The organism is Mycolicibacterium sarraceniae (assembly GCF_010731875.1).
Lineage (GTDB): Bacteria > Actinomycetota > Actinomycetes > Mycobacteriales > Mycobacteriaceae > Mycobacterium > Mycobacterium sarraceniae.
Genome location: NZ_AP022595.1, coordinates 1,591,747 through 1,616,936 on the forward strand (window position 1 = coordinate 1,591,747; position 25,190 = coordinate 1,616,936).

General features: G+C 65.7%; 28 protein-coding genes and 4 pseudogenes. 19 read left to right on the plus strand and 13 right to left on the minus strand.

What is annotated here, in order from left to right; genetic code table 11:
- Positions 1-1,239, minus strand: coding sequence for an IS110 family RNA-guided transposase (locus tag G6N13_RS08100; protein WP_163696057.1), 1,239 nt, complete (start codon positions 1,237-1,239; stop codon positions 1-3).
- Positions 1,240-1,747: 508 nt separating this feature from the next.
- Here G6N13_RS08100 and G6N13_RS08105 point away from each other — a divergent pair.
- The 8 genes and pseudogenes from G6N13_RS08105 to G6N13_RS08145 form a co-directional block, all read left to right on the plus strand.
- Positions 1,748-2,272 (plus strand): PaaI family thioesterase, encoded by a 525-nt coding sequence (locus tag G6N13_RS08105; protein ID WP_235677966.1) that lies wholly within the window; start codon positions 1,748-1,750, stop codon positions 2,270-2,272.
- On the plus strand, positions 2,269-2,667 hold the full coding sequence (locus tag G6N13_RS08110) for a DUF7715 family protein (RefSeq protein ID WP_163696059.1): 399 nt from the start codon (positions 2,269-2,271) through the stop codon (positions 2,665-2,667). Before G6N13_RS08105 ends, G6N13_RS08110 begins: the two co-directional genes overlap by 4 nt.
- 608 nt (positions 2,668-3,275) lie before the next feature.
- Positions 3,276-3,566, plus strand: coding sequence for a transposase (locus G6N13_RS08115; protein WP_163696061.1), 291 nt, complete (start codon positions 3,276-3,278; stop codon positions 3,564-3,566).
- Positions 3,563-4,491, plus strand: a pseudogene (locus tag G6N13_RS25845) (IS3 family transposase). The gene G6N13_RS08115 and the pseudogene G6N13_RS25845 overlap by 4 nt, the downstream one beginning before the upstream one ends.
- A 152-nt stretch (positions 4,492-4,643) precedes the next feature.
- Positions 4,644-5,510, plus strand: coding sequence for an alpha/beta hydrolase (locus tag G6N13_RS08125; protein WP_235677967.1), 867 nt, complete (start codon positions 4,644-4,646; stop codon positions 5,508-5,510).
- 90 nt (positions 5,511-5,600) lie between these two features.
- Positions 5,601-7,005: pseudogene (locus tag G6N13_RS08130) on the plus strand (IS1380 family transposase).
- Positions 7,006-7,378: 373 nt separating this feature from the next.
- Entirely contained in the window at positions 7,379-7,906 is a 528-nt protein-coding gene (locus tag G6N13_RS08140; RefSeq protein WP_235677968.1) for a lipoprotein LppJ family protein, read from the plus strand.
- Positions 7,907-8,311: 405 nt separating this feature from the next.
- Positions 8,312-8,494: pseudogene (locus G6N13_RS08145) on the plus strand (transposase); the annotation flags it as partial.
- A 7-nt stretch (positions 8,495-8,501) separates the two neighbouring features.
- Here the strand turns inward: G6N13_RS08145 and G6N13_RS08150 are convergent.
- The 3 genes from G6N13_RS08150 to G6N13_RS08160 form a co-directional block, all read right to left on the minus strand.
- Positions 8,502-9,164 carry a plasmid pRiA4b ORF-3 family protein gene (locus tag G6N13_RS08150; protein ID WP_163696063.1) on the minus strand — a complete coding sequence of 221 codons (663 nt, stop codon included), beginning with the start codon at positions 9,162-9,164 and terminating at the stop codon, positions 8,502-8,504.
- Positions 9,165-9,198: 34 nt separating this feature from the next.
- Positions 9,199-9,420 (minus strand): hypothetical protein, encoded by a 222-nt coding sequence (locus G6N13_RS08155; RefSeq protein WP_163696065.1) that lies wholly within the window; start codon positions 9,418-9,420, stop codon positions 9,199-9,201.
- Between the two features lie 107 nt (positions 9,421-9,527).
- Positions 9,528-10,121: a TetR/AcrR family transcriptional regulator gene (locus tag G6N13_RS08160; RefSeq protein WP_163696067.1), complete on the minus strand. Its 594-nt coding sequence runs from the start codon at positions 10,119-10,121 to the stop codon at positions 9,528-9,530.
- 78 nt (positions 10,122-10,199) lie between these two features.
- On the opposite strand from G6N13_RS08160, the gene G6N13_RS08165 reads away from it, so the two are divergent.
- The 4 genes from G6N13_RS08165 (at position 10,200) to G6N13_RS08180 (ending at position 14,559) form a co-directional block, all read left to right on the plus strand.
- On the plus strand, positions 10,200-11,183 hold the full coding sequence (locus G6N13_RS08165; RefSeq protein ID WP_163696068.1) for a nitrilase-related carbon-nitrogen hydrolase: 984 nt from the start codon (positions 10,200-10,202) through the stop codon (positions 11,181-11,183).
- Positions 11,180-12,847 carry an amidohydrolase gene (locus tag G6N13_RS08170; RefSeq protein WP_163696070.1) on the plus strand — a complete coding sequence of 556 codons (1,668 nt, stop codon included), beginning with the start codon at positions 11,180-11,182 and terminating at the stop codon, positions 12,845-12,847. Before G6N13_RS08165 ends, G6N13_RS08170 begins: the two co-directional genes overlap by 4 nt.
- Positions 12,844-14,187, plus strand: coding sequence for an APC family permease (locus tag G6N13_RS08175; protein WP_163696072.1), 1,344 nt, complete (start codon positions 12,844-12,846; stop codon positions 14,185-14,187). Before G6N13_RS08170 ends, G6N13_RS08175 begins: the two co-directional genes overlap by 4 nt.
- Positions 14,188-14,283: 96 nt before the next feature.
- Positions 14,284-14,559: a hypothetical protein gene (locus G6N13_RS08180; protein WP_163696074.1), complete on the plus strand. Its 276-nt coding sequence runs from the start codon at positions 14,284-14,286 to the stop codon at positions 14,557-14,559.
- 78 nt (positions 14,560-14,637) lie between these two features.
- Here G6N13_RS08180 and G6N13_RS08185 read toward each other — a convergent pair whose 3' ends face one another.
- The 4 genes and pseudogenes from G6N13_RS08185 to G6N13_RS08200 form a co-directional block, all read right to left on the minus strand.
- The gene (locus tag G6N13_RS08185; RefSeq protein ID WP_220096773.1) at positions 14,638-15,039 is read right to left on the minus strand and encodes a hypothetical protein; all 402 of its coding nucleotides are present in this window, start codon (positions 15,037-15,039) and stop codon (positions 14,638-14,640) included.
- A 298-nt stretch (positions 15,040-15,337) separates the two neighbouring features.
- Positions 15,338-15,496: pseudogene (locus tag G6N13_RS26130) on the minus strand (EVE domain-containing protein); the annotation flags it as partial.
- Positions 15,497-15,545: 49 nt separating this feature from the next.
- On the minus strand, positions 15,546-15,836 hold the full coding sequence (locus G6N13_RS08195; protein WP_163696078.1) for a hypothetical protein: 291 nt from the start codon (positions 15,834-15,836) through the stop codon (positions 15,546-15,548).
- Between the two features lie 49 nt (positions 15,837-15,885).
- Positions 15,886-16,488 (minus strand): TetR family transcriptional regulator, encoded by a 603-nt coding sequence (locus G6N13_RS08200; RefSeq protein WP_163696080.1) that lies wholly within the window; start codon positions 16,486-16,488, stop codon positions 15,886-15,888.
- A gap of 92 nt (positions 16,489-16,580) precedes the next feature.
- Here G6N13_RS08200 and G6N13_RS08205 point away from each other — a divergent pair, with 92 nt between their 5' ends.
- Positions 16,581-17,729, plus strand: coding sequence for a 3-ketosteroid-9-alpha-monooxygenase, oxygenase component (locus G6N13_RS08205; RefSeq protein WP_163696082.1), 1,149 nt, complete (start codon positions 16,581-16,583; stop codon positions 17,727-17,729).
- Positions 17,730-17,747: 18 nt separating this feature from the next.
- Here G6N13_RS08205 and G6N13_RS08210 read toward each other — a convergent pair whose 3' ends face one another.
- Positions 17,748-18,164, minus strand: a complete 417-nt coding sequence (locus G6N13_RS08210) for a WhiB family transcriptional regulator (protein WP_163696084.1) — start codon at positions 18,162-18,164, stop codon at positions 17,748-17,750.
- A 130-nt stretch (positions 18,165-18,294) separates the two neighbouring features.
- Between G6N13_RS08210 and G6N13_RS08215 the strand changes: the two genes are divergently transcribed.
- The 6 genes from G6N13_RS08215 to G6N13_RS08240 all read left to right on the plus strand — a co-directional run bounded on the left by G6N13_RS08215 (position 18,295) and on the right by G6N13_RS08240 (position 22,271).
- The gene (locus G6N13_RS08215; protein ID WP_163696087.1) at positions 18,295-19,035 is read left to right on the plus strand and encodes a helix-turn-helix domain-containing protein; all 741 of its coding nucleotides are present in this window, start codon (positions 18,295-18,297) and stop codon (positions 19,033-19,035) included.
- On the plus strand, positions 19,032-19,817 hold the full coding sequence (locus tag G6N13_RS08220) for a C40 family peptidase (RefSeq protein WP_163696089.1): 786 nt from the start codon (positions 19,032-19,034) through the stop codon (positions 19,815-19,817). Before G6N13_RS08215 ends, G6N13_RS08220 begins: the two co-directional genes overlap by 4 nt.
- 49 nt (positions 19,818-19,866) lie before the next feature.
- Positions 19,867-20,211: a DUF4226 domain-containing protein gene (locus G6N13_RS08225; RefSeq protein ID WP_163696091.1), complete on the plus strand. Its 345-nt coding sequence runs from the start codon at positions 19,867-19,869 to the stop codon at positions 20,209-20,211.
- A gap of 74 nt (positions 20,212-20,285) precedes the next feature.
- The gene (locus tag G6N13_RS08230; RefSeq protein ID WP_163696093.1) at positions 20,286-21,650 is read left to right on the plus strand and encodes a DUF4226 domain-containing protein; all 1,365 of its coding nucleotides are present in this window, start codon (positions 20,286-20,288) and stop codon (positions 21,648-21,650) included.
- A 1-nt stretch (position 21,651) separates the two neighbouring features.
- Positions 21,652-21,969 carry an ESX-1 secretion-associated protein gene (locus tag G6N13_RS08235; RefSeq protein ID WP_163696095.1) on the plus strand — a complete coding sequence of 106 codons (318 nt, stop codon included), beginning with the start codon at positions 21,652-21,654 and terminating at the stop codon, positions 21,967-21,969.
- Complete coding sequence (locus G6N13_RS08240; protein WP_163696097.1) at positions 21,966-22,271, plus strand: DUF2694 family protein; 306 nt, start codon at positions 21,966-21,968, stop codon at positions 22,269-22,271. Before G6N13_RS08235 ends, G6N13_RS08240 begins: the two co-directional genes overlap by 4 nt.
- A 5-nt stretch (positions 22,272-22,276) precedes the next feature.
- Here G6N13_RS08240 and G6N13_RS25655 read toward each other — a convergent pair whose 3' ends face one another.
- The 4 genes from G6N13_RS25655 to G6N13_RS08260 all read right to left on the minus strand — a co-directional run bounded on the left by G6N13_RS25655 (position 22,277) and on the right by G6N13_RS08260 (position 25,097).
- Positions 22,277-22,402, minus strand: coding sequence for a hypothetical protein (locus G6N13_RS25655; RefSeq protein ID WP_268949095.1), 126 nt, complete (start codon positions 22,400-22,402; stop codon positions 22,277-22,279).
- A gap of 37 nt (positions 22,403-22,439) precedes the next feature.
- Complete coding sequence (gene lipE / locus G6N13_RS08245; RefSeq protein ID WP_163696099.1) at positions 22,440-23,693, minus strand: lipase LipE; 1,254 nt, start codon at positions 23,691-23,693, stop codon at positions 22,440-22,442.
- Positions 23,694-23,813: 120 nt separating this feature from the next.
- Positions 23,814-24,221, minus strand: coding sequence for a VOC family protein (locus G6N13_RS08250; RefSeq protein WP_163701875.1), 408 nt, complete (start codon positions 24,219-24,221; stop codon positions 23,814-23,816).
- A gap of 240 nt (positions 24,222-24,461) precedes the next feature.
- On the minus strand, positions 24,462-25,097 hold the full coding sequence (locus G6N13_RS08260; protein ID WP_163696101.1) for a class I SAM-dependent methyltransferase: 636 nt from the start codon (positions 25,095-25,097) through the stop codon (positions 24,462-24,464).
- Positions 25,098-25,190: the final 93 nt, after the last annotated feature.

Consider the following 25,190-nt stretch of genomic DNA (forward strand, 5'->3'; position numbering starts at 1 on the left):
TCAGGCGGCGTCCTCAAAGGTAGCCGTCGGCGGGAACGCCTTGGACTGGTCGAACAGCTGCCTTTCTTGCAGGCAGTGGTAGAGCTGGCCCACCAGCTTGTTGAACAGATGCCGGTTAGCAGCGGCATGGCGGTCTCCGTGGTCGCGCCGCCTGCGGTAGTGCAGGCCAGCGGGCTCGCAATGTTTGGCCGCCGCGAACGCCCACACCCAACCGGTATTGGCGAGCCGGTCGTTTTTGATGCGGCGCACAGTGATCGACGTTGAGCGTCCGGAGGCACGCGTGACCGGGGCTGATCCGGCGTAAGCCTTCAACGCTCGGGCATCGGCGAAACGTGCACGATCATCACCGATCTCGGCCAGTAGTCGCGCCCCTGTGGAGTCGGCCAGGCCAGGAAAACTGGTGATGATCGCGTAGTCGGGATGATGTTGGAAGGCCTCGGCAGCGGCCTGACCAAGGTCCTCGACGTTGGAGCACGCGGTGTTCAGCGCTGCCAGCATCGCCAGCACGTGACGACCCATCGCGGCCTCCACCAGCTCCAGCTGGTGCAGCTGGGCTATACGTAACGCGGTCTTTAACTCCGCTGCGGTGGCATCGATGTTGCTGCTACGACCGGCCCGCCGCAACGCCGCGGCGATCCTGCTGATCGACAGCTTGGCCGCAGCCGAGGGCGTGGGCGCGATCGCCAGTATCGCCCGAGCCTCAGGACTGCTGATCCCCAACGCGAACCGTTTGGCGAAGACGGCCAGGAAGGTGGGGTAGAACTCGCGTAGCACGGCACGTAATTCGTTGTGTGCCTTGGTTCGTGACCATATGGCGTCCTGGTGAGCACGTGCTAGCACGGCGATCGACTGGCATAACTCAGTGTCATTGGGCAGGTGGCGATGCAGATGGGCATCGACCCGCAGGATATGAGCCAACGTCATCGCATCGGCATGGTCGGACTTCGCCCGCGCCACTGAGTGACGCTCCCGGTAGCGGGCCACCGCCAGCGGGTTGATTGCATACACCGGCCGTCCGGTCGCCCGCAGCGCCGCCACCAACAGTCCCCGCGGTGTCTCGATCGGCACCGGAATCGGCCGCTCGGCGGTGTCGCCGGACGCGGTGAGCACGTCCATCAGCTCAGCGAACCCCGCGGGGTCGTCGCTAATGCGCTTCTTGACCACCAACGTGCCATCAGCATCGATGACGGCCACATCGTGATGCCCTTCAGCCCAATCAATTCCACAAAACAATGTCACGTGAGAAAGTGCCTCCCATCCATGAGTGCGTGTAATGGCTGGTCAACCCAGCAGGGACGCGCAGCGCTCTACTTACAAGGCTCCATGGCCTTCCCTCCGATGAGCTGTTCACGATCCCAGCGACCCGCACGGCGTCGGCCTTCGTCAAGGCCTACACGGCCGCAAACATTGAGACGATCTCCGCGCGGAGGGCTACGACCACGACCAATCCCACCCACTGCAACCCTCACGACCCGCCGCGACACGCTCGGTCTTGTCTAAGGACTCAAACGCGGTCCCGAAATGAGAAAGACGTCGCCACGGCGAAGCCGCGAGGTGAACCGAACATGCCCCAACGAGCACTAGGGCTGACCGTTCGCATCTAAGTAGAACTGAGCCGTCTTCATTCGTTAGATGTGAGACGGATTCACGTCTGGAGCAAAACGTGGTGCCCTCATCCGGCCAATCGGCAATGCCACGCGGTATCTTCTTTAAGGAAACCCTAAGAGACAACGTTGATCCTCCACGCTTGGAGGGCTGGGGGAAGAAGGGCGCGGCCATCATGGCGGACCATTTGCAGGAGTCGGCTCCAAAGCACGCCGTCGAACCACAGGATCTCAACGCCATCACCGCCAGCATGTTCGAAGGGCACATCGGATTGGAGTTCACCGAGACGAAACCCGATCGCGTACAGGCCCGAGTGACAATGAATCCCGTCCTGCGCCAGGCGACCGGCGTCGTCCACGGTGGCGTCTACTGCTCGATCGTGGAAACCGTCGCCAGCTGGGGCGGTTTGTTATCGCTCGACGGAGCCGGCCATGTCGTGGGCGTCAACAACAACACAGATTTCCTACGAGGCGTGCGCGATGACAACCTGCTCGCCGAAGGCACCCCGGTCTTCCGTGGCCGTAGCCAGCAGTTGTGGCGAGTCGTCGTCACGACCGCTGACGGCCGCGAATGCGCAGTAGGACAGGTCCGGCTCCACAACGTCTACAACGAGGACACGGCACCCAAGGCGCAGACGGTAGCACCAGAGCCAGGCGCGATGCGATGAAAGTTCTTCTTGCCAAACGGCCGTCGCCGCCGCGTCAACGGTCTGACATCTGGTCAGCCATGAACGGCGAGATCGTTGTGGCCCCATTCGTGTGTAATGACGACGGCTGCGATTGCGACCACGTGCACCAAGGCATTGTTTCGCACGGCTACTCCACGCAGGCGGAGGTGAGCGAAGTCGCTACATCGCCGGACGGGTTAGTTCTGGCGTGCCGGTCACACCTGGATTTCAGCCAGTGGGCCGCCATAGTCGATAACCCTGCCGAATTGGACATGCTTGCCGCAGACCTCATTGACGCCATGGGGGAGACAGCAAACCACCACCCCATCGGCACTGTGCTGCGCATGATGTTTGACCATCGAGCCTCAAGATGGCGCTACACGACGGTGACGTGAGACAGGAAGCGATCACTCTCAGTTCTCGAGACGCGAGACATGGATCTTTTTCCGCATACACGCGCTATCGACTACGGGATGTAGTAGTTCTTCACTGGAAGCTGTGGGGTGCTGACCGAGTATGTTCTCTCGCAGGAGGGGCGACACAGCTATTGTTCCTGGTATTGCCACCAGCAAGACGCTGACAGAACTCTGGGAGGCGAGCTGTATGAGGAAGCAGGGGGAGAAGCGCCGGGCGACAGCGTTGTATAGCCTTTTCTATGACCGCGGGCTCAGGCGGAGGGCCGCAAAACTCTATTACTGGATAGCGGCACTCGTATTCGCAGGCCTTGCCGTGTGGGTGCTCACTCCCTATGCGCCCTTTACTCCCGACAGTGCTGGAATGTCAGCATCCATGAAGATTCTGACGACGATTCTGGGGTCAGCAATGCTCGTCGGGTTATCAGTCGTACACGTGGTCCTGGCGAGACGCGTGAACGGGGATTCCCGCCAAGCGTCAGCCAACAAGCACTATCCGTCACCCGGATCAACGCCAAACCCCTAGACAGCGCCAGGGTCGTGGTGGCCTTCCCCCGGGACCGTGGAGGCATCAGCTATAAGGAGTAGCGATGTCAGAGAAACGGAAGAAGTACGACCGGGAGTTCCGTGAGGGGGCTGTTCGGATCGTGCGTGAGACGGGTAAGTCGATCGCGCAGGTGGCTCGGGATCTGGGGGTTCACGAGGGCACTCTGGGTAATTGGGTCACTCAGGACCGTGAGGCACGGGAGGGTCGTGGGGAGTTGACCCGCGATGACCTGGCCGAGCTCAAGCGTCTGCGCAGCGAGAACGCCGAGTTGCGGATGGAGCGTGATGTCCTCAAGCGATCGGTGGTCCTGTGGGTGAAGGAGGCGACGAAGTGAGCGTGGCACGTTTCATTGCCGACCAGAGGACCAAATACCGAGTGCCACATGCATTTACGTGTGTGTTGTTGGGTGTGAGCGTGTCGTGGTTCTACAAGTGGATCGCTCGCGCGGGCAATGCCGATGGGTTGCACACTGACACCGATCGGTGTCGCGCGCGGCTCGATGCCGCGGTCGCGTCGGCGTTCACGGCGGCCAGAGGGTTGCATGGGTCGCCGCGGCTGATCGCTGACCTGCGCGATCTGGGCTGGGAAGTGTCGGAGAAGACGGTGGCCGATTCGATGCGCCGTCAGGGTTTGGTGGCGCGCCGTATCAAGCGCCGCAATGGGTTGACTAACCAGGACAAGACGGCACCGAAGTTCCCTGACCTGGTTAAACGGGACTTCACTGCGGCTGCGCCGAACCTGAAGTGGGTCGGTGACATGACTGAGATTCCCACCGAGTGCGGGCAGAAGTTGTATTTGGCGACGGTGATCGATCTCTATAGCCGCCGGTTGCTGGGCGCGGCGATGGGCCTGCATCCGGATGCCGAGTTGGCCTGTGCGGCGATCACGATGGCCGTGGCCGCCCGCGGCGGCCGCCAAGCGATCTGGCGGGACGAGGAGTCCGAGCGGGTCATTTTCCACACTGACCGCGGCAGCACCTACACGGCGAAGGCGTTCACCACGCTGTGCCGCACCGTGGGGATTCGCCAGTCGATGGGTCGGGTCGGATCGATAATGCCGCCGCGGAGGCGTTTTTCTCCTCGCTGGAATGGGAAGTGTTGTCCCGCAATCATTTCCGTGATACCGTTCATGCGCAGGCGGTGGTTATCGACTGGTGCTATACCTTCTACAATCACCAACGCCGGCACAGTGCCGCCGACGGGCTATCGCCCGTCAACTATGAGATCAGGGAATCCAAGACCAAGCCGGAAGCGGCATAGGAAACCCTCCACGATTTCGGGGGAACCACAAGAAGTGGTGGCAGTCGCTCAGTGACGAGCAGCGCCAACAGCTTCTGAAGGATTGGCCTGAGAAGCTGGGTCATCTCGACGGCATCCCGGTCCCCGACCGCAGTGTGGCCAACACGGCCGTCATGCAACAGGACATCGACCGCCCCGCCGAAGTCGCCGCGGCCCGTGGGGTGACGACAGAGGAGGTCCTGGCCCACCCCGAGCGCTATGGAATGGCCGGGGCGATGATGAACCGCTACAACAATGCCATCAAGGCCAAAGAGGGCTTGGATCGAACCGCTGGTGCAACCGGTGCACCGACATTCCTGCAGGTGTACGAGCCCGAGGCATTCAATGGCGATGGGCGCGCGGCCATCGCGATCGGCAATCCCGACCGCGCCGACAATATTGCTGTGGTCGTGCCGGGGACTGGGAACAGTGTGGGGTCCGGCTGGTTGGGTGGTGATGACGCCGTCAATCTGTACCGCGAGGCAAAGTGGGCCGATCCCGGCCGCGCCACCTCGGTCGTGGCGTGGATGGGTTATGACGCTCCCGACAGTCCCGTCGATCCACGGATCGGTACGACGGCCCTGGCGCATCAGGGTGGGCAGTTGCTGGCAGCAGATGTCAACGCGCTCAATGTCACTCACGAAGGTGCCGGGCATGTGACGGTGCTCGGGCATTCGTATGGATCGACGACCGTCGCCGACGCCGCGGCCGGCTATGGCATGCACACCGACGACGTGGTGCTGGTCGGAAGCCCCGGCACCGACATGGCCCGCAGTGCTGCCGACTTCCACCTCAACGCCGGCGGCCATATCTACGTGGGTGCGGCACCAAGCGACCCGGTCACGCAGTTGGGAGCGCTGCCGCAGACACCGATGCCGGGCACCGGTTGGAGCGTCGCGCTCGGCGAGGATCCCGCGCTCGACGGCTACGGATCGACGCGGTTCAAGGCGGAAGTGCCGGGCCTGACTAATCCTGAATCCACCGACGGGCGGTGGCGTTAGCCGAGTGTCGGAATGAAGAAAGTGCCCTCTGAACTGGGATGATTGGTGTTCTCAAGCAGCAATCGGGTCCAGTTCGGAAAGGCACTTCCAGTGCAAGTTTCGCATAGGTTCGCCGCGGAGTCAGCGGTGTTCGACGATGACAATCTCGTGTCGTGCGCCGGACTTGTGCCGGTCATGACGTTGGCCGAGCAGACCGGGCTGGGCAGGTTGTTTGATGAGAAGGTCCGCATCATGGCGCCCCGGATCACGTCCGGGTCGGCGAACCCCGCCCCGAAACTGGCCACCGTGGTGGCGGGCATGTGCGCGGGCGCGGACTGCATCGACGACCTCGACGTGGTCCGGTCGGGCGGTATGAAGACCCTCTTCGGCGGGGTGTACGCACCGTCGACGGTCGGAACGTTGTTGCGGGAGTTCACCTTCGGGCACGCCCGCCAGTTGGAATCGGTGCTACGCGAGCACCTGGTGGCATTGTGTCAGCGGGTCGAGTTGCTACCCGGGCGCCGATCAGCAGGTGTTCATCGACATCGACTCGCTGCTACGCCCGGTCTACGGGCACGCCAAACAAGGCGCCTCCTACGGGCACACCAAGATCGCCGGCAAGCAGATCCTGCGCAAGGGACTGTCCCCGCTGGCCACCACGATCAGCACCGCGGGCGCCGCGCCGGTGATCGCCGGGATGCGGCTCCGCGCCGGGCGGGCCAACTCCAGTAAGGGGGCCGGGCGGATGGTCGCCCAGGCGATCGGCACCGCCCGCGCCGCGGGAGCCAGCGGGCAGATTCTGGTGCGCGGGGATTCGGCCTACGGCTCGCGCGCGGTGATTACCGCCTGCGTGCGCCATGGTGCGCGGTTCTCGATGGTGATGACCCGCAATCCCGCCATCGAACGCGCGCTCGCCGGGATCGACGAGACGGCGTGGACGCCAGTGCGTTATCCCGGCGCCGTCCAAGACCCCGACACCGGTACCTGGATCTCTGATGCCGAGGTCGCCGAAATCGACTACACCGCCTTCGCCTCCACCCCCGATCGCATCACGGCCCGACTGGTGGTCCGCCGCGTCAAGGACGCCCGCTACCGTGACACGCTGTTCCCGGTGTGGCGGTATCACCCGTTTCTCACCAACACCGACCTGCCCGTCGATCAGGCCGACATCACCCACCGCCAGCACGCGATCATCGAGACCGTATTCGCCGATCTCATCGACGGACCGCTGGCGCATCTGCCCTCGGGCCGGTTCGGCGCGAACTCGGCCTGGATCTTGTGCTCGGCGATCGCCCACAACCTGCTGCGCGCGGCCGGTGTCCTAGCCGGAGAGCGGCACACCCGAGCACGCGGATCGACACTGCGACGCACCATCGTCAATGTTCCCGCCCGACTGGCCCGTCCCCAGCGCCGCCCGATCCTGCACCTACCCTCCCACTGGCCGTGGTCCAGGTCCTGGCTTGCACTGTGGCACAACACCATCGGACACAGCCCACCACTACCTGCGACAACCTGACCAACCGCCGAAAGGCCCGACCGGAACACACAGGAAAAGCTGGACAGACCAGCAACTACCTCACGCCCACACCCGGAAGACCGACGCCAACGAAGATCAACCCTACTCACCACCACCCGTCGGTGGATTCAGGCTAATCCGTTCGGCGATCACAGCCAGTACTACACACCGAAGAGCGAATCACTGTTCGGCATGGCCGATATCGTTTCGGGCCACGGTGACGCCCTTGAACATGACGGCATGACCGCCCCACACCGTATCCCTGTGTTGTCGAGCGTGCCAGTACTCAGTGACCCGGAAACCTATCGCCCGGGCACCTCCGGGCACACCCATCAGTAGCACTGACGATCAGAGATGATGTGACATGCCAAACATGAAGAGAAGCAACGCATCCGCAGCGGCGACGGTCACCGTGGGTGCGATGGTGGTGGCGACTGTTCTTTCAGGATGCGGTGTGGTGAGGGGAATCATGAATGATGGCGTAACGGATCCGATCACTCCGGAGCAGTCCAAGACCCAAGTCATCGATGCCGCTAAGGACATTGTCGGCATTCTCAACCTGCCCGTGCAGAGCGCGACATTTTGGCGGTCCTCGTGCAATGACCAGGGTGAGGCGCCTTTTCGGGGGCGGATGTTGATTAGTTATCCGTTGGCCCCGAGCTTTGAAGCGTCAGACGCGGAAGTGGCTCGTTGGGTCGAGCAGCTCAAAACCCAAGGCTGGACCACTGATCCCACCGCCCACACGCACGGCGCCCTACTCACGAAGAACGGCGTATCAGCGACCTTCGGGCCGCAAAGCGTCAGCGACACCCAACGCGACCTTGAACTCCTCGGTGAATGCCGTGACCTGACCACCACAAAGCAGACCGCAGGCGGTAACGAGGACATCAGCCTCCGCTAGGTGCCCCGTCTGCATGGTTCTTCATCACGCGTAGGTACCTATGCCGCTCTGGCCGGATGGCGTCATGCACGTGCAATGCGGTCACCACGTAGGTCCTGCAGAAGCTGGGCAGCCCACGAGCCGGCAGTCGATGCGGGCGGGGACTTTTGGGGGTGCTCGGTGTTCGAGTCGGACAGCAGATAGCCGGTTGACGCCGGCGGTGATCCGGCCGATCCGGTACGCGTGATCGCAGTGATGGATTGGATCGGTGAGGACCGCCGGAAGTGCTCGTGATCGTGTGGTCGGGCGGGATCGTCGTAGATCACCAGTGAGCACGAACGGACCCGAGACCATATTTCGACCCGACTGATGGGCATTCGGCGGCCGTCGAAGGGGAACGTCCCGGATACGCTGGCCCGCCGGGGCGGATCAGTCTTGGCCCACTTCGACCGTCCCGGCACCTCCAACGGTCCCGCCGAAGCGATCAACGGCCGCCTCGAACACCTCCGCGGATCCGCGTTGGGCTTCCGCAACCTCACCAACTACATCGCCCGGTCCCCACTCGAGACCGGAGGCTTTCGAACCCAGCTCCTTGAACCTCGGCAGTGAAGAGTCCTCAACGCGTATTCAACGCGGCCAGAACGTCATTGGTCTCGGCCACCGAGAAACGATCGGGGTGCCAGCCCCGGGGCAGCCAATCCCTCATCTCCGCAGCGCTGAGCCCCATCGGCGTTGCCCGCGGGTCGTACCCGCCACGAACCCACGCAGCCAACTCCTCGTAGCCGCCCAGGCCGCCACAGTCCTCCGGCGGGCAGGCCATCTTGCCGGTGAGGCAGACCGGCGCCGTGGGCGGATCATCGAAAACGTCCTCGACCACCAGCACGTGCTCCCATCCGTCGCCGAAGTCATAGTCATAGAACAACCGGTCGCCCTTGTCGGACACCACCTGATCGAGCCGCACGCTGTGCTCGACGACACCGTCGTCGCCTTCGCTGAGATCGAACCCGGTGACGAAGTAGGCACGAGTACGCCGGTCCGGCCCGACACCGAATTTATGCAGATGAGCGTCCTGCCAGCCCCTCGCGACCTGTAGCACGACATGCAACTCATCGAGCATGAGGTCGCCCGGCAGGTCCAACCGACGCCAGATCGGCGGCTTGGCGTACATCAGATCCACCCGCACCCGGAAACCCCGCGCACGCTCCGGCACAGCCCGCACCTCGGGCGTTGGCTCATCGAATACCCCCGCGAACACCTCCAGCCAACCAGATCCCTCCATCACCGGCCAACAAACAGCTGACCGCCCTACACCCTCAACTGCGAAGAGCCGTTTTGCCGTGGCGCCGGTCGGGGTGGGCGTAGGCGGCGATCATGCGTTGGTAGAAGCCCCAGCACAGTTCGACGGCGAGGTGGTTTCTCGTCAGCGAAGACGGCTTCCAGTTCGGCTTTTCGGCGAGCGCTGAGCAGCGGTAGCCGAGTTCGCAGGATGCGACGGACTCCGTAGAGCGGGTCCCCGGTGCGGCCGCGGTGACCACACAGCATCAAACTGCCCGCATGACGAGCGGACTCGTAGCGGGCAAACCGAGGCCGTATCCGCTCCTACCAGCGCAAACACGCCGCAACCCGATCTACAGCTGTAGTACTAGCCGAGGCCGCGCAGCAGGACCGCCAACCCGTACTCGAAAGCGTCGTCGGCCCGCCCGGGCTGGGGTCCGCCCGTCGCCAAGGCTGCGGCTAGTTCCGGGCCGACCTCCGCGCCAGATTCCCACGGCTCCTCCGGTGCGGCTAAGTCCAGCGCCGAACCGAGAACGAAGCAGTCCATCAGGGTGATCGCCCGCAAGGTGTCGGTGGCGTCGAACCCGGCCCGGTGCAGTGTCACCGCCAGCACGTTGTACATCCCGATGGCATGGCTGCTGTTGACGGGATAGGCGGTGAGCAGCGGGATCAGCCGCGGATAGCGGGCGTAGCTGCGCCGGTAGGAGCGCAGGATGTCGGCCACCACATCGGCCCACGGGCGGGCGGGCTCGTCGGGTAGGTGCACCTCTGACATGGCGCGTTCGCGCAGGAGCTCGACGATCTGGTCGCGCCCGCTGACGTGGTTGTACAGCGATGAGGGGCTGACCTGGAGTTTCTTCGCGAGGTCCGGAATCGTGAAGCCGCCGGTGGCGCTCACCAGTTCCATCGCGACAGCCGCGATACGGTCGGTGGACAGTAGCGGCGTCGGCGGCCGGCCCATCAGAGCCCCCTCTTTCCTCTTGCGAAGAAGTATGAGCCAGTTCACACTAAAACGAAATAGATTCGTTTTAGGAGTCGGATGAAGATCCTGACCGCGCCCGCGCCGGAGCCGCTGTCTCGCTCGGGCCCGTCGCACCGCCCGCCGCTACGGGTGGCACTGGTTCAGCATCGATGGCGCCCCGACCGCGACGAGCTCGTCGGCACTCTGCGCGCAGGTATCGACGCCGCTGCCGGCGAGGGTGCCTCGGTGGTATTCCTGCCCGAGATCACCCTGCTGCGTTATCCCGCCGACGCCCCGGCCGGGGCCGACCCCTCCGCGCTGGCCGAAGACCTGACGAACGGACCTACCTTCGAACTCGCGGCTGGCGCGGCGCGGGCCAGCGGGATCTTCGTGCACGCCTCGCTCTACGAGAAGACGCCCGAGGCCCAGGACGGGCTCGGCTACAACACCGCCATCCTGGTCTCCCCCGCCGGCGAGCTCGTCGGCCGCACCCGCAAGCTGCACATCCCGATCTCGGCGGGCTACTACGAAGACACCTACTTCCGGCCCGGGCCCGACGCCGAGCCCTACCCGGTCTACGCCCCGGACGGCCTCGACGCCCGCATCGGCATGCCGACCTGCTGGGACCAATGGTTTCCCGAGGTCGCCCGCAACTACTCACTGGCCGGCGCCGAGGTCGTCGTCTATCCCACTGCCATCGGGTCCGAACCTGTCTTCCCCGACTTCGACACTCGCCCGCTCTGGCAACAGGTCATCGTCGCCAACGGGATCAACAGCGGCTTGTTCATGGTGGTGCCCAACCGAGTTGGCGACGAAGGCAAGGTGACGTTCTACGGCTCCTCGTTCATCTCCGACCCGTACGGCCGCGTGCTGGTGCAGGCCCCGCGCGACGACGAGGCCGTGCTGGTCACCGATCTCGACCTCGACCAGCGCCGCGACTGGCTGGAGCTGTTCCCCTTCCTGCTGACCCGCCGCCCCGACACCTATGCCGCGCTGACTCGTCCGGTGGTTGCCGACGAGCCCTATGGCGCAGGGCATCTCGCCACGGCGGTGGTCAAATGAGCTCGACTCTGTTCACCGGCGGGGTGATCTGGACCGGCACGGGCGATTCCGATGCGCTTCTGGTCACCGACGGAGTAGTGCGCGCGCTGGGCGCACAGGCCGTGGAGCTCGCCACCGGAATCGATTGTGAGCGAGTCGATCTCGACGGCGGCTTCCTGATGCCGTCCTTCGGTGACGGCCACGCCCATCCGCTCTACGGTGGACTCGAGGCGGTCGGACCTGCGGTCCGCGGCTGCACGACGATCGACGAAATCGTACAAGCGGTCGAGGTTTACGCCGAGGCGCATCCCGACGAGGAGTGGATTGTCGGTGCGTCCTACGACGGCAGCCTCGCCGACGGCGGCCTGTTCGACGCCCGCTGGCTGGACGCGGCGGTACCGGACCGGCCCGTGGTGTTGCGGGCGTGGGACTACCACACGCTGTGGTGCAACACCGCGGCCATCGAACGAGCCGGCATCACCGCCGACACCCCCGACCCGGTGCTCGGTGAGATCCCGCACCGCCCCGACGGCTCCGTACTGGGGACGTTACGGGAATGGGGCGCAACCGATCTGGTGATGAACGTGATGCCGCCGCGCGACGAACGCGAGCGCATCGCGGCGCTTGGCACCGCGGCCGACTACTACCTCGCCCGCGGGGTCACTTGGGTACAGGACGCCTGGGTCGAGCCCCATGACGTGGCCACCTATATCGCGGCCGCCCGTCAAGGCGCCCTGCGGATGCGGTTCAACCTGGCGCTCTATGCCGACCCGCGCCACTTCGACACGCAGATCGAACAATTCGCCGCGTCACGGCGCGCCGTCGAGGACGCGGGCTCTCCCCTGCTGACCGCTCGAACGGTGAAGTTCTTCGCCGACGGTGTCGTCGAGAACGAGACTGGCGCGCTACTGGCGCCCTACTGTTCCGGGTTGCACAGCCATTCCAGGGGGCAGGAGCGGAGCGACTCGGGGCAAAACCTGGGCATGCAGAACTGGGAGGGCGACTCACTGGCGGAGGCGGCCCGCCGCGTTGACGAACTCGGATTGCAGATCCACATCCACGCCATCGGTGATGCCGCCGTCCGCCAAGCCCTCGATGCCATCGAATACACTCAGGAGCGCAACGGAAGTCGCGATCGGCGCCCGGTGATCGCCCACGTACAGCTTGTCGACGACACCGATGTCGGGCGGTTCGCTGCGCTCGGCGTCATCCCCAACATGCAACCGCTGTGGGCTCAGATGGACGCGCTGATGACGGTGCTGACGATCCCCCGGCTCGGCGTCGAACGCGCCGACCGGCAGTACCAGATGCAAACCCTGAACCGCTCCGGCGCCGCGTTGGCGTTCGGCTCGGACTGGCCGGTGTCCTCGGGCGCACCGCTGGACGGTATCGCCGTGGCCACCTCGCGGCGCACGTCCGATGGCCAGCCCGACGGCGGCTGGACACCCCACGAGATCGTGCCGATCGAGCAGGCGCTATCCGCCTACACCACGGCCGTCGCCTATCAGGCTTATGCCGAAAACACTTGGGGGAATGTCACTCCCGGAGCCAGCGCCGATCTAGTGTGGCTCGACCAGGATCCGCGGAACACACCGCCGCTGGATCTGCCGGGCGTGGGCGTCCGCGCCACCTACGTGCGCGGTGCGCAGGCCTACCGGGCCGACAACGGAAGGGACCGACCATGACCGCGGAATTCATCACTGACCCCCACGAGGGACACCTGAAACGGGCGCTGGGCCTGCCGTCACTGGTGCTGTTCGGCCTGGTGTACATGGTGCCGTTGACGGTGTTCACCACCTACGGCATCGTCACCGAAACCTCGGGCGGCCGGCTGCCGCTGGCCTACATTGTCACGCTCATCACCATGATTTTCACCGCGCTGTCCTATGCGCGGATGGCGGCGGCGATCCCGGTTGCCGGCTCGGCATACACCTACACACAGCGCACGTTCGGGGCACCGGTCGGCTTCCTGGCCGGGTGGTCGCTGCTGCTGGACTACCTGTTCCTGCCGATGCTGAACTATCTGGTCATCGGGCTTTACCTGAACGCGGCGTTGCCCGCGCTACCCGCGTGGGTCATCGTCGTGGTGTCGATCGCAATTGTCACGGTGCTCAACATCATTGGCATCGTGTCGGTCGCGCGCGCCAACTTCCTGATCATCGCCATCCAGGCGATCTTCATCGTGGTATTCGTTGGTCTCGCCGTCGCCAAGACCACCGGCTACGGGACCGTAGACCTGATGGCGCCCTTCACCGGCGATGGCACCGCGGGCGGGATGAGCCCCATCCTGGCCGGTGCGGCAATCCTGTGTCTGTCGTTCCTCGGATTCGACGCGGTTTCTACGCTGTCCGAGGAGGCGCGGGACGCCAAACGAACCGTGCCGCAGGCGATCATGATCGCCACCATCGTCTCGGGGATCATCTTCATCCTGCTGTCGTACGTGTCGCAGCTGGTGTTCCCGTCCAACAAGTTCGCCGACGTGGACACCGGTTCGACCGACGTGATGCTGGCCGCGGGCGGGGCGTTCGTCAACACGTTCTTCACCGCGGCCTACGTGGCCGGTGCGCTCGGTTCGGCCTTGACCTCACAGGCTTCGGTCGCTCGAATCCTGTTCGCGATGGGCCGCGACGGCATCTTGCCGCGCAGGGTGTTCGGGCATGTGTCCGCGAAATACAGCACACCGGTGTACGCCATCCTCATCGTCAGCGCCATCTCGCTGCTCGCGATCTGGATCGATCTGACGATCCTCGCGTCGGTCGTCAGTTTCGGGGCGCTGGTAGCTTTCTCAGTGGTCAACCTGTCGGTGATCAAGCACTACTTCGTCGACATGCGGGAACGCAACATCCTGCTGAACCTGATCGCACCGTTGATCGGGTTCCTGCTCACCGCCTGGCTGTGGACCAGCCTGTCGGGTGCCGCGCTGACAATCGGATTGATCTGGCTGGCAATAGGATTCGTGTGGCTGCTAGCGGTCACCCGCGGGTTCACTCGGCCCACGCCGGTGTTGGACCTGGAATACGAGTGAGCCTGGGCGGCTATCCGGGCATCCGGTCCGACGTCTTCGCCGGGCGGCCTGACCAACATTGCCGCCCGCGGATCGATCTCGCAGTAAGCTCACAGAATGGCTGTGCGGGCGGGGATCTCCAGGGCGCTGCTGGCCGCCGCGTGCGGCGCGCTGCTCGTGGCCGCGCCTGTCGCCGCCGCCGCCCCGGCCGGCGCCTGCCCGATCGGGCATCTCTCCGACCCGATCACCGGCCAGTGCTTCGTGGCCAACGGTGTGCCGAGCGTCGGCGGAATCCCCTGTATCCCCGGCAAATCGGTGGGCACCTGCCTGGGTATCCTGCAGAACCAGTCACCCCGTGGGGGCGGGCCGCCGGTGGGCGGCCCCTGGCCCTGAGCTCAATCGTTGAAGATCGCGACGGCGCGGGTCCACCCCGCTGATGCGGCGTGCACCCTCACCGGGAAGCAAGAGTCTTCAAATCCATTGGCCGATCGGCCCCGGTACGTCGAACACCGCCGCCGCTCCCGCGGCCACGCCGTCCTGACTGGTATGGCTGGTGGCTGCCAGACCGATGTAGTCCCCGACCGGCTCGCGCGCCAGCGTGTAGTCGGTGTTGATGTAGCGCAAACCCTCTGTGCCCCAATGGTATGTCGCGCTTGCCGCATCGGCGGCCATCGCCACTGTGACGAACGGGCTGGTGACCTCGCCCTCGACCAGCGGACGGACCTGCCGGATCCAGGCGTAGGTGGGGCCGGTCGCGTCACCCCATTCGGTGAAGGCCATCGCGCCGCTTGATCCGGCGTCTCCGCCGCGACCCCAGACGAACATCATCAAGTCGTCGGGCAGCGGGCCGGGGTCCGGGGGCAACGGCGGCATGGCGATCGGCGACGACCAGATGTCGCCGGCCGTCGCGCTGCACGGTCGTGCGGATTTCCAGCGGTGCGATGGCGGTGGGTCGCAGCAGGTCGACGGTCAGGCGGGCGGCCACGAGCCCACACGATAGCGGCCGTTAGTCGAGCTATCTGCCTTGCGCCGTCTGCAGGAAACGCTTGGTGTCGGCCGGCCAGCTCGCCGAGGAAAAACCGGAGTTCGGCGCCGGACCACGAAACCGGCTCGGGCACATAGTGATCGAAGTCGCGCGCGGTGTTGCGGTCGGCGTCTGGCAGGGCTGCGGATCGACGATGAACTCCAACTGATCCAGCAAGGTTCGGATCGGGGTCGCCGTACACGGCAGGAACTCCATCGTGCGCAGCATGTGCGGCTTGCCGTGGTTGGCCTGAGTGAAACCGCCGGCGACGCCACGCTGCACATGGTCGGCGCTGACGGTCTTGATCCAGCCACCTAGGTCGGGGGTCCGACGGCTTTCGCCGACGCCCTCCCCGCTAGTCCGAGCGGGCGTCCGCCGACGGACCGTCACCCTCGGTCGAGATGTCCGGCGCGAACATCTCCGGACTCAGGGGGATGGCAACCGTCTCCGGCTCGGGCTCATCGACCGCGGCAGTCTCGACAGGTGTGGCGGGCGCTCGACGGTCGGCGCGCCAGTCCCGCAGCAGCAGCAGAATGCCGAGTGCGGCCAGCGCGACCACGCCTATCGCGACGAACGTGTTGTCGGTCAGGACCGCCACCACCAGCGTGATCAGACTCGCCAGCGCCACCCCCACCACAATCCGCACGGACACAGTTTTATCCGCAGAGGCGCTCCGCCGATGGGAATTGCCGCAGTCAGCGCGTCGCCGTCACGCCCACCGGCACAGCCGTCAGCATCGCGGCCAGCATCGTCACGATCTCGTCGACGCTGTCCTGCCCCCTGGGACCATCCGCCTCGACCCGCCGCTCATGGTCGGCCAGCAGGGCGAACATCGCGGTGGCCACGGCGCCGACCCGATCTTCGCGGGCGCCGCGGTCCTTCAGCGGAGCCAGTCTGGCCAGCGCGTCTAGGATGCGCGGCCAGGCCGATTCCGCGGGGCTCTGCGGCTCCCTGTTCAGCCGGATGCGCACCACCTCGAGGAACCGCGCGTAGTGGGTGCCCGCACTGTGAAAGAAGGGCCCGACCAGAATCCGCAGCACGGCATGCGCGTCGGCCATCTGCTCGTCCGACATCCGATCCAGCAGAGCCTGCCGCTCGATCTCCATCGGGACCAGTCGACGGGCCACCACCGCATCGATGAGGTCCTGGCGACTGCGAAAGTAGTAGTTGACCGCCGAGTTGTTGCGCTGCCCCGCGGCCTTGGCGATATCGCGCAGCGGCACCTCGAAGCCATGCTCGGCGATCAGGCGCTCGGCAGCGTCGAGCAGCTCTTCACGAGATCGAGCGCCGCGGTCCACGCCAGCAGTCTAAATGCACGCTGGGCAGATTTAAGCACTCATGCTTAAATAGGTGCTGGGTGCCCTCAGCCAGAGTGAAAAGGATGCGCCACATGACTGATATCCGAGAGATCGACCCCGGCACGCCGATGACGCGATTCGCGCGTGGTTGGCACTGCCTTGGCCTGGCGGAGGATTTCCGCGACGGCAAGCCACACGGCATCGACGCCTTCGACAGCAAGCTGGTTGTCTACGCCGATTCCAACGGAGACATCCAGGTGCTCGACGGTTACTGCCGCCATCTCGGCGCCGACCTGTCGATGGGCACGGTCAAGGGCGACAACCTGGCCTGCGCCTTCCACGACTGGCGCTGGAACGGGGCAACCGGCCGGTGCGTCGAAATCCCCTATGCCCGAAGGGTTCCCAAACTGGCGCGGACCCGCAAGTGGCAGACGATCGAGGTGAATGGGCAGCTGCTGGTGTGGCACGACCCCGAACGGGGCGAGCCGACACCAGAACTCACGCCGCCGACCATCGAGGGCTATGACGAGGGCCAGTGGTCCAAGTGGGCGTGGAACTCGATGATCATCGAGGGGGCGAACTGTCGCGAGATCGTCGATAACAACGTCGACATGGCGCACTTCTTCTACATCCACTACGCCTACCCCACGTACTTCAAGAACGTCTTCGAAGGCCACACCGCCAGCCAGTTCATGGAATCCAAAGGCCGCGAAGACTTCACCGAGAATCCCGAGCGGTTGTGGGAAGGCACCAAGCTGCGTTCCGAGGCCACTTACTTCGGACCGTCGTACATGATCAATTGGCTGCACAATGACCTCGGACCGGACTTCACGGTGGAGTCCGTGCTGATCAATTGCCACTACCCGATCAGCCAGAACTCGTTCATGCTGCAATTCGGGGTTTCGGTGCAGAACATCCCGGGGATGTCAGAAGAGAAGGCGGCCAAGCTCGCTCAGTCGTATTCGAGGATCTACCAGGTCGGCTTCCTGCAGGACGTGGAGATCTGGAAGCACAAGACCAGGATCGAAAACCCGTTGCTGTGCGAGGAGGACGGGGCGCTCTACCAATACCGGCGGTGGTACGAGCAGTTCTACGTCGACGTCGCCGATGTCACCCCGGATATGACCAACCGGTTCGAGCTCGAGGTCGACACCACACACGCCCACGATGTCTGGCAGCGTGAGGTGGACGACAACATGCAGAAGCGTTCTGCGGCAGTAGCATCCGGCTCGGCTGGATAGACGCCGAAGCTAGCTGATTCACGCCGCGGAGCGCGGCTGTCCCAGGCCCAGCGGAAGATGGACGACGGTTGCCGCCTGGGCCGGCAGTGCTTCGCTGCGGGCCAGTAGTTCGGCGCTCTCGGGCAGCTCGCGCGGGTTGAGCTGCCCGTCGGCGATCCGTTGCAGAACATCGTGGGCGTGCGCCAGTTGGTGCCGCTTGCGGTACTGACCGCCGGGCAATTTCACCCCGGCCCACACCCCGTACTCCTCGCCGCCTTCGACGGCTGCCCGAGCGCACGCGCGCTGCTGGGCCAGCGGGCACCGGCGCAGGCAGATCGTCCTGGCGCGGGTGGCGGACTGTTCGTAGACGCGGGCTTTGGCCGCGCCGTCACTGGCGTCGTCGTCGGCATAACCGAACCAGAGGTCGGGTTCGAGCGAGCAGGGCCGGGGGTTCATCGGAGCCTCCTTAGGCGAGATTCGATGACGGAAGCGTATATCCGATGACGACGGTTGGCAAGAGAAACGTAGAAAGAAACGTATATAACGATGACGCTGTGTACGATCCGCATATGGCGGAGAGCCGACGGTGAGCCGAGAAGCGGCGGGCGCAGCCATCCGGACTCTGCGGGAGGCGCGGGATTGGTCACTGGCCGATCTGGCTGCGGCCACCGGAGTCAGCATCATGGGCCTGAGCTTTCTAGAGCGCGGCGTTCGCAAACCCCACAAAGGCACAGTTCAAAAGGTTGAAAACGGGTTAGGCCTGCCGCCTGGGACATACGCGCGGCTGGTTGTCGCCGACGATCCGGACGCCGAAATCGCCCAGATTCTGGCGGCTGCACCAGCCGAATCGACCCCGTCGCGGACCACTCCCGGCATCGTGGTGAGCCGCCACAGCGACGCCGATGTGCTCGAGGCGCACGCCGAGGCGCACCTGGATTCGCTCAACTCGTTGATAGCCCGGCTGCCAGCGGAGACGTCAAACGAATACCAAACGTATATTCAGTCCGTGATCGAGCAATGCGTGAAGGCGGAACTGCTGGCCGCAAACTCGTGGCGCGTCGCGGTCAACGCCGGCGCCGAATCAGCGGACCGCCTGATGGCCCACCTCACATCGCTGGAAGCAATCCGCACCGGCCTGCTGGCTCGGACGCCAGGCAGTATCAGTGCCCGTTTCGACCAGGCCTGCGCACGCTCGGAGCTGCCGGAGTCGGTGATCGCGACGCTGCTCGGCGTTGCTGTCGAACAGGTGTGGGACATCCGTAACCGTGGCACCATCCCACCGGGCGCGTTGCCGCGGGTGCGGGCCTTCGTCCGGGAGCAGTCGTGACCGCCCTCGAGCTGGACGTCCTGGGCCGCGCCCATGCGCTCTTCACCGGCCACCGTGAAATGCCGCCATTGGAAACAACTTCCGTTCTGCCGCCGGTGCGGACCGAAGGATTGCCCACCGCATACCGGCAGGCGGCGAGCCGGCACGGCGAGGAACTCGGCGCGGCCCGTCGCGTCGACGTCGAGCTCTCGGCGATCCTGGCGCGCGCGCAGCGCGATCAGCATGAGGCGCAGCAGCAGACCCGCGCGGTGCTTGATGCCGCTCATGCCGATGCAGAGTCGACGCCGGACAATCCGGTCGCCCAGCGCGAGTTGATGCGTCGGCGGGCCGCCCGGTTGCGGGCCCAGCACGCCCACGTTCTCGCCGCCCGGCGGCGGGCCCGGCGGCGGGCGGCGCTGCTGCGTGCATTGCGGTACCGCCGTCGGCATCGGATACCGGCACCGAATTCGCGGGCGGCGCTGGCTGTCCGGGCAGCGTTGTCGAGGTTGGGCTGCCCGTACGTCTGGGGTGCGACCGGACCGGGTCGTTTCGACTGCTCGGGCCTGGTGCAATGGGCGTATGCGCAGGCCGGAGTGCATCTGGATCGCACCACCTATGACCAGATCAACGACGGTGTGCCGGTCGCCCGGTCGGCGGTGCAGCCCGGCGATCTGGTGTTCCCGCATGCCGGACATGTCCAGATGGCGATCGGCAACGGCATGGTGGTCGAGGCCCCACACGCCGGAGCCAATGTGCAGATCAGCCGGATGGGTTCCAACGTGGCGATCCGTAGACCCGCCTGAGGGTCGACGGTGAGTTGTTCGGCGAAATCTCGCTGAGTACGGTCGACGCATGGCAGAGCACGTCGGCGCATCGGGGGAGGCTCTGGAAGCCGCCCGGGCAGTGCTCGCCGCCCGCGAAAACGACCTCGCCGCGGCCGACGCCGAATTGGCCGATGTCGTTTGTGGAGCCCACGCCGCCGCGACAGCGGCGATCCGCAAACTGGATGCTCTGAGTGCGCAGATCGAAGCGGCTGTCGCGCAGCGCACCGTGGCGGCGCCATCCGAAGGCCTTGAGTTCGCCAGGTTCCTGCTTGCCAAACACCACGAGATCAGCGATATCCTGACCGCTGCCCGCGCTGACGCCGACGCCAAAGTGGTTGTATTACAGCAGCTTTCAAACCAGTATCGGGTGTAGTCCACAGCGCCGTGAGTGGGTGAATTGTCGGCCCCGGATTGGCTGGATACAGTCGCCGGCATGAAGGGGCACCGGTGGCAAGCTACCAAGACTTGCTTGACGCGATAGCACGCGTGGGTGCCGCCACCGGCGACAACCGGGCGTGGATGACGGGGTTGTCGGACACCGACCTCGCACTGGTCACCAGCGCGGTCAACGTGGTCTCGCCGACCGGAATCGAGAATGTGGTGGCCAAGATTCGCGCCCAGCACCGACAGGTGTTCGATCCGGTGCCGGTCATCAGTGAGGGCAGGTCAGCCGAGGCGATCCGCACCGCGGAAACCTCGCTCGCCCAGCAGCATTCGGTGAGCGCACAGCTCGACCTGCAGGTCATCACCGCGGTGCTCAACGCCCACACCACTCACGCCGCCGGCCGGGCGGCGCTGGATGGCCTGCAGGACGATATCGAGACAGCGGTCGCCACCCGCACCGACCTCGACACCCCGGCGGGTGCTCGGGCCTTCCAGCGTTACCTCATCGGAAAGCTGCGCGATATCAGGGCCGTAGTGGAAACCGCCGGTTTGGACGACACGTCCAAGGCGTCGTTGGCCGCCGCGCTGGCATCTCTCTACGGGGCTGCTACCCCGGATTCGACCGATGACCACGCGCCTCAGAAGAGGCCGGCCGCGCCGCCCGTCGAGCAGCAGCCCCCACCAGCCGACATCTCGGCCCGCGGAACCGACCCACTCGCCGACGATGCGCTCCTGCCCGACGAGCTGGCGCCGCTTCCGCCGGACCACAGCGTGGTCGGCCAGCCGATGCCCGCGCCGATGATTCCGCCAATGGCCGCGATGCCACCGTTCGGCGGCGGGGGTGCCAGCCCGGCCGCCGGCCCGGTGCCAGTGCCACCCGCGCTCGAGGCTCTCACCTCACCGCGCGCAGCCACCGAGGACGGCCTGCTCGATGACCCGCTACTCGACGACCCGATCGATGACGAGGAGTCGGCAGTTGACGACGACGTGGGGAAGGAGGAGCTCGCCGCGCCCGCCTCGGAGGACGCCACCGTCGTGCACCTACCCAACGGTGAGACCGTCACCGCGCCGAGTCCTCAGCTGGCCGCCGCGATCACCGCCGTCGTCGCGGGCACGCCCATTCCCGAGGCCTTCCGGCAGCAGGGCATCACGATCCCGGCGCCCGGCGCCGCGGTGGCGCATCCGGTCGAAGCCGCCCGCGTCATCCCCGGCGATATCGGGATGCTGACCGATCGGCACGCGCTCGCCCTGGGCAATGGCAAGGCTGTGTTCAACAATCAGATCCAACCCATTGCCAGCGTGAGCGGGCCGAGCTTTCTAGGGTGGGAGCATCCGCCGGAACCGGGCAGCAGCACGAAGACACCACAAGCAGACCAACCGACTCCGACCCGGCCGGCGGTAACGGCCGGCCCGCCGATAGGAGAGTGACATGGCCGAACGCATCCACGTCGTGCCCGACGAACTGCGCAGGGCGGCTCGCGACCATCAGGACGCCGCCGAGCAGCTGAGCACAGCGCCGTCGCAGCACGCCGAGATACTGGCCAGCCTCGACTCGCTGGGCCCGATCTTCGGTGAGCTGCGCGATGCCGGCCGCGAGCTGCTGGACCAGCGGCGAGCCTGCTACGAACAGCAGGCGGCCGCGCACGCCGAACTCGCTGCCAACCTGCGCCACGCCGCCGACGTGTGGGAGCACCAGGACACTTCCGCCGCCGCGGAGTTGGGCCGCGTCACCGAGGACGGTCTGTGACCGCACCCGATCCGGAGTTCGACGCCGTTCACCCCAGCGGCCACATTCTGTTCCGCTCGTGCCGCGGCGGATACCTGCACAGCGTGACGCTGGCCGAACCGGCCATGGACGCCGACGCGACCACGTTGGCCGAAGCGATCCTGCTGACCGCCGACGTGTCCTATCTGAAGGCTTTGACGCAGGTTCGCGCGGAAATCGTGGCGGCAGGCCACACGCCGTCGGATGACATCGCGGGCAGCCGCGAACTCACGCTCGCAACCGAGTCGCTGGCGCGGCATCGGCTACGGCCCGAGGAAGCGTGACGGGGCTAGCGGTCGGCTTCGGTGGCGATGGCATCCGGTGGCGCAACAGGATTGGCGCCGAACAGTTCACGCGCCCGCTGCAGCAGGGCGCGCACCTCGTCGAGTTGCTGCTGGAGCAGCGAGTCACCCATGGCCGGTACGTTATCCGCCCCGCCGGACGGGCACAATTCACCCGGCGATGCGCGGGATTTCTGCGTTGATACGGTCGAGCACCTCGGTGTAGCGGCCGGCCTCGCGGTGCTGGCCAGGCTTACCGCTACTGATCAGCCCGACCGACAGCCGTCGCTGCGGATCTGCCCAGACCGCCACGTTGGTCAATCCGGTGTGACCGAACGCTCCGGGGGCACCCCGCCCGAACGGCCCAAACCTACTGGAACCCAGCATGTAACCGGTTCCCCAACGGATCGGTGCCAGCCCCGTTGCGATATCCGGCCGCAGTCGGCGGGCCGGGGCCACCGCGGCCCGCAATGTCTCTTCCTGGAGGACACGTACTCCGTCGAGTTCACCACCGCGGCAGAGTATTTCGGCGAACCGGGACAATTCGTCGGCGGTGGAGATCGTGCTGGACGACGGAATGACGCCGGTGAGGAACAGCGGGGTGTTGGAGAACGGGATGATCTGCTGGGGCGTGCCGCCGACGGCGGTCTTGAATGCGGCGGCCAGCGGCGCCGGCAGCGGCTTGCCGGTGACATGACTGGGGGCGACCAGGGGGACATCCTGTTCGGCCACACCGTAATTCGTCCACCGAAACCCTAGCGGATCCAGGATTTCGTCAGCCAGGATGTCGCGGATGTTGCGCCCGGTGGCCGCCGAGACGATCTCGCGGACCAGCGGCCCCCACGTCAGGCCGTGGTAGATGTGCATGAATCCGGGTTTGTGGATGGGCCGAAGCTCGCCGAGCATCTCGCGGGCGTAGTCACTCTCGTTCATCCGCTTGAGGTTCGGGCGCGGGCCGCTGGCAAATGGCACCCCGGCGCTGTGGGTGATCACGTGCCGGATGGTGGTGCGGTCCTTGCCGTGGCTGGTGTAGCTCGGGAGGTAGTCGCAGACGCGGTCGTCGAGGGAGAAATGGCCTTGCTCGACGAGCATGTGCACCACCGTCGTGCTGATCGCCTTGGCCGCGGAGTACACGCAGAACGGGGTGGCGACGGTGACGGGCACCGTCTCCGCGTCGGGTGGGTCGGCGGGCCCGTTGCCCCAGCCGTGGCCGATGGCGCGGTTGAGCACGATTCTTCCGTTGTGCCTCAGGCACAGCTGGATCGCCGGGTGCATGCCCGCGGCGTACCAATGCCGCACCGACTGCCAGATCCGCTCGGCGGTGTCGGCCGAGAACTCGTCGTGTTCCTCGGCGCCGATATCGGTGACGGCATCGAAATCGGTCGGGACGCGAATGCGGCCCTCGCGGGCGGGGGAGAAGCTCACCCGGGCTGCTTGTGCAGGGGCCGCCCGGCGCCGGCGCCGGCGCAGGCGCCCAGCAGGGGAGCGAGGACCGCGAGGTCGGGATGCAGGTAGGGCACGATTTCAGCGTACGACCCGCCCGGATCAGAGCGGTCCGACGAGCTCGACCCAGTTGCCGTCCGGGTCAGCGACGAACATCCAGCCCATACCGGGGACCGGCGCGAACTCAGCCAGTTCCTGCGCGATTTCGTATCCGGCGGCCTTCACCTGCTCGGCGGCCTTGGTCGTGCTGGCCACCACCACGGTGTAGTAGCGGATGCCGGCAGCGGCCGGGCCGCCGCCCGGTGTCGCCGGTGCGGCGGGCGGCTGGTCGAGGGTGATCAGCTTGAGCACGTTGTCACCGAGTGCGTAGCGCTTCATCGTGCCGCCGGGGAAATCGAGGTCGCCGGTGTAGGGCAGGCCGAGGAAGTTCTCGTAAAACTCGACCATGGCGTCGAGGTTGGTGGTGACCAACCCGACTTCGATGTTCTTGGCGAGTAGATCGATGGCCATGGGGCTCCTCGGCGCTGAGTTCGGCTGACGACCGAAGAATAGCGGCGCGCGGATTACGCCTTGAGCCCGCCCGCCGCCGGGGAAGTCGAGGTCGAGCTGGAACGGCAGGCCGAGGAAATTCTCGTAGAACTCCACCATTGGGTCGAGGTTGGTGGTGACCAGTCCGATGTCGACACTTGGGGCGAGCAGCTCGACGGCCACGGCTTCAGGCGTATCGGCGGTTGATTCACAGCACAGGCATTAGGCCTTCTCGCCAATCGTGATCAGGTCCCACACGCCCTTCGTCCACAGTGGCCGCTCGACCCGGCGCTGGTCGGCGATGGTGAACCCGGCGTCGGTGAAGAGGGTGCGCATCTCCCGCGGCGAGGGATTGTGCGCCGCGCTGGACCGGGAGTTGGTCAGCCGGCCGAGCAGCGGGAGCTGCGGTGGGCTGATCGTCGCGACCGCTGCCACACCGCCCGGCTGCAGCACCCGGTGGAATTCGCGCATCGCCGCCGGCTGATCGAAGAAATGGAACGCCGAGGTCGAGACGACGGCGTCGAGTGCCTCGTCGTCGAAGGGCAGTTGTTCGGCCGGCCCTTTGCGCCAGTCCACCTGCGGAGAACGGGCCCGGGCCTGACGGAGCATACCGTCGGACATGTCGACGCCGTAGATCTCAGCGGGCTCCAGCTCGTCGGCGATGCGGGTGGCCAGAATGCCGGTGCCACAGGCGATATCGGCGATCCTTCGGGCCCCGTGGGCCCGCAGTTCGTCGATCACTTCGTCTTGGGCGGGTCGGTAGACCCACTGCTGCAGGGCGGGTTGGTCGTAGAGCGGGGCGGCGATGGTCCAGAACCGCGTCACGACATCGTTGAGATTGCGACCGTATGTCGCCATGGGTACCCGCCTCCGATTGAACTGACTTATAGGGCCAGTGTAGGAAGCGGCGCGGGGGCTACTTCGCCAGTGGCGGGGCGAGCTGCAGATGGG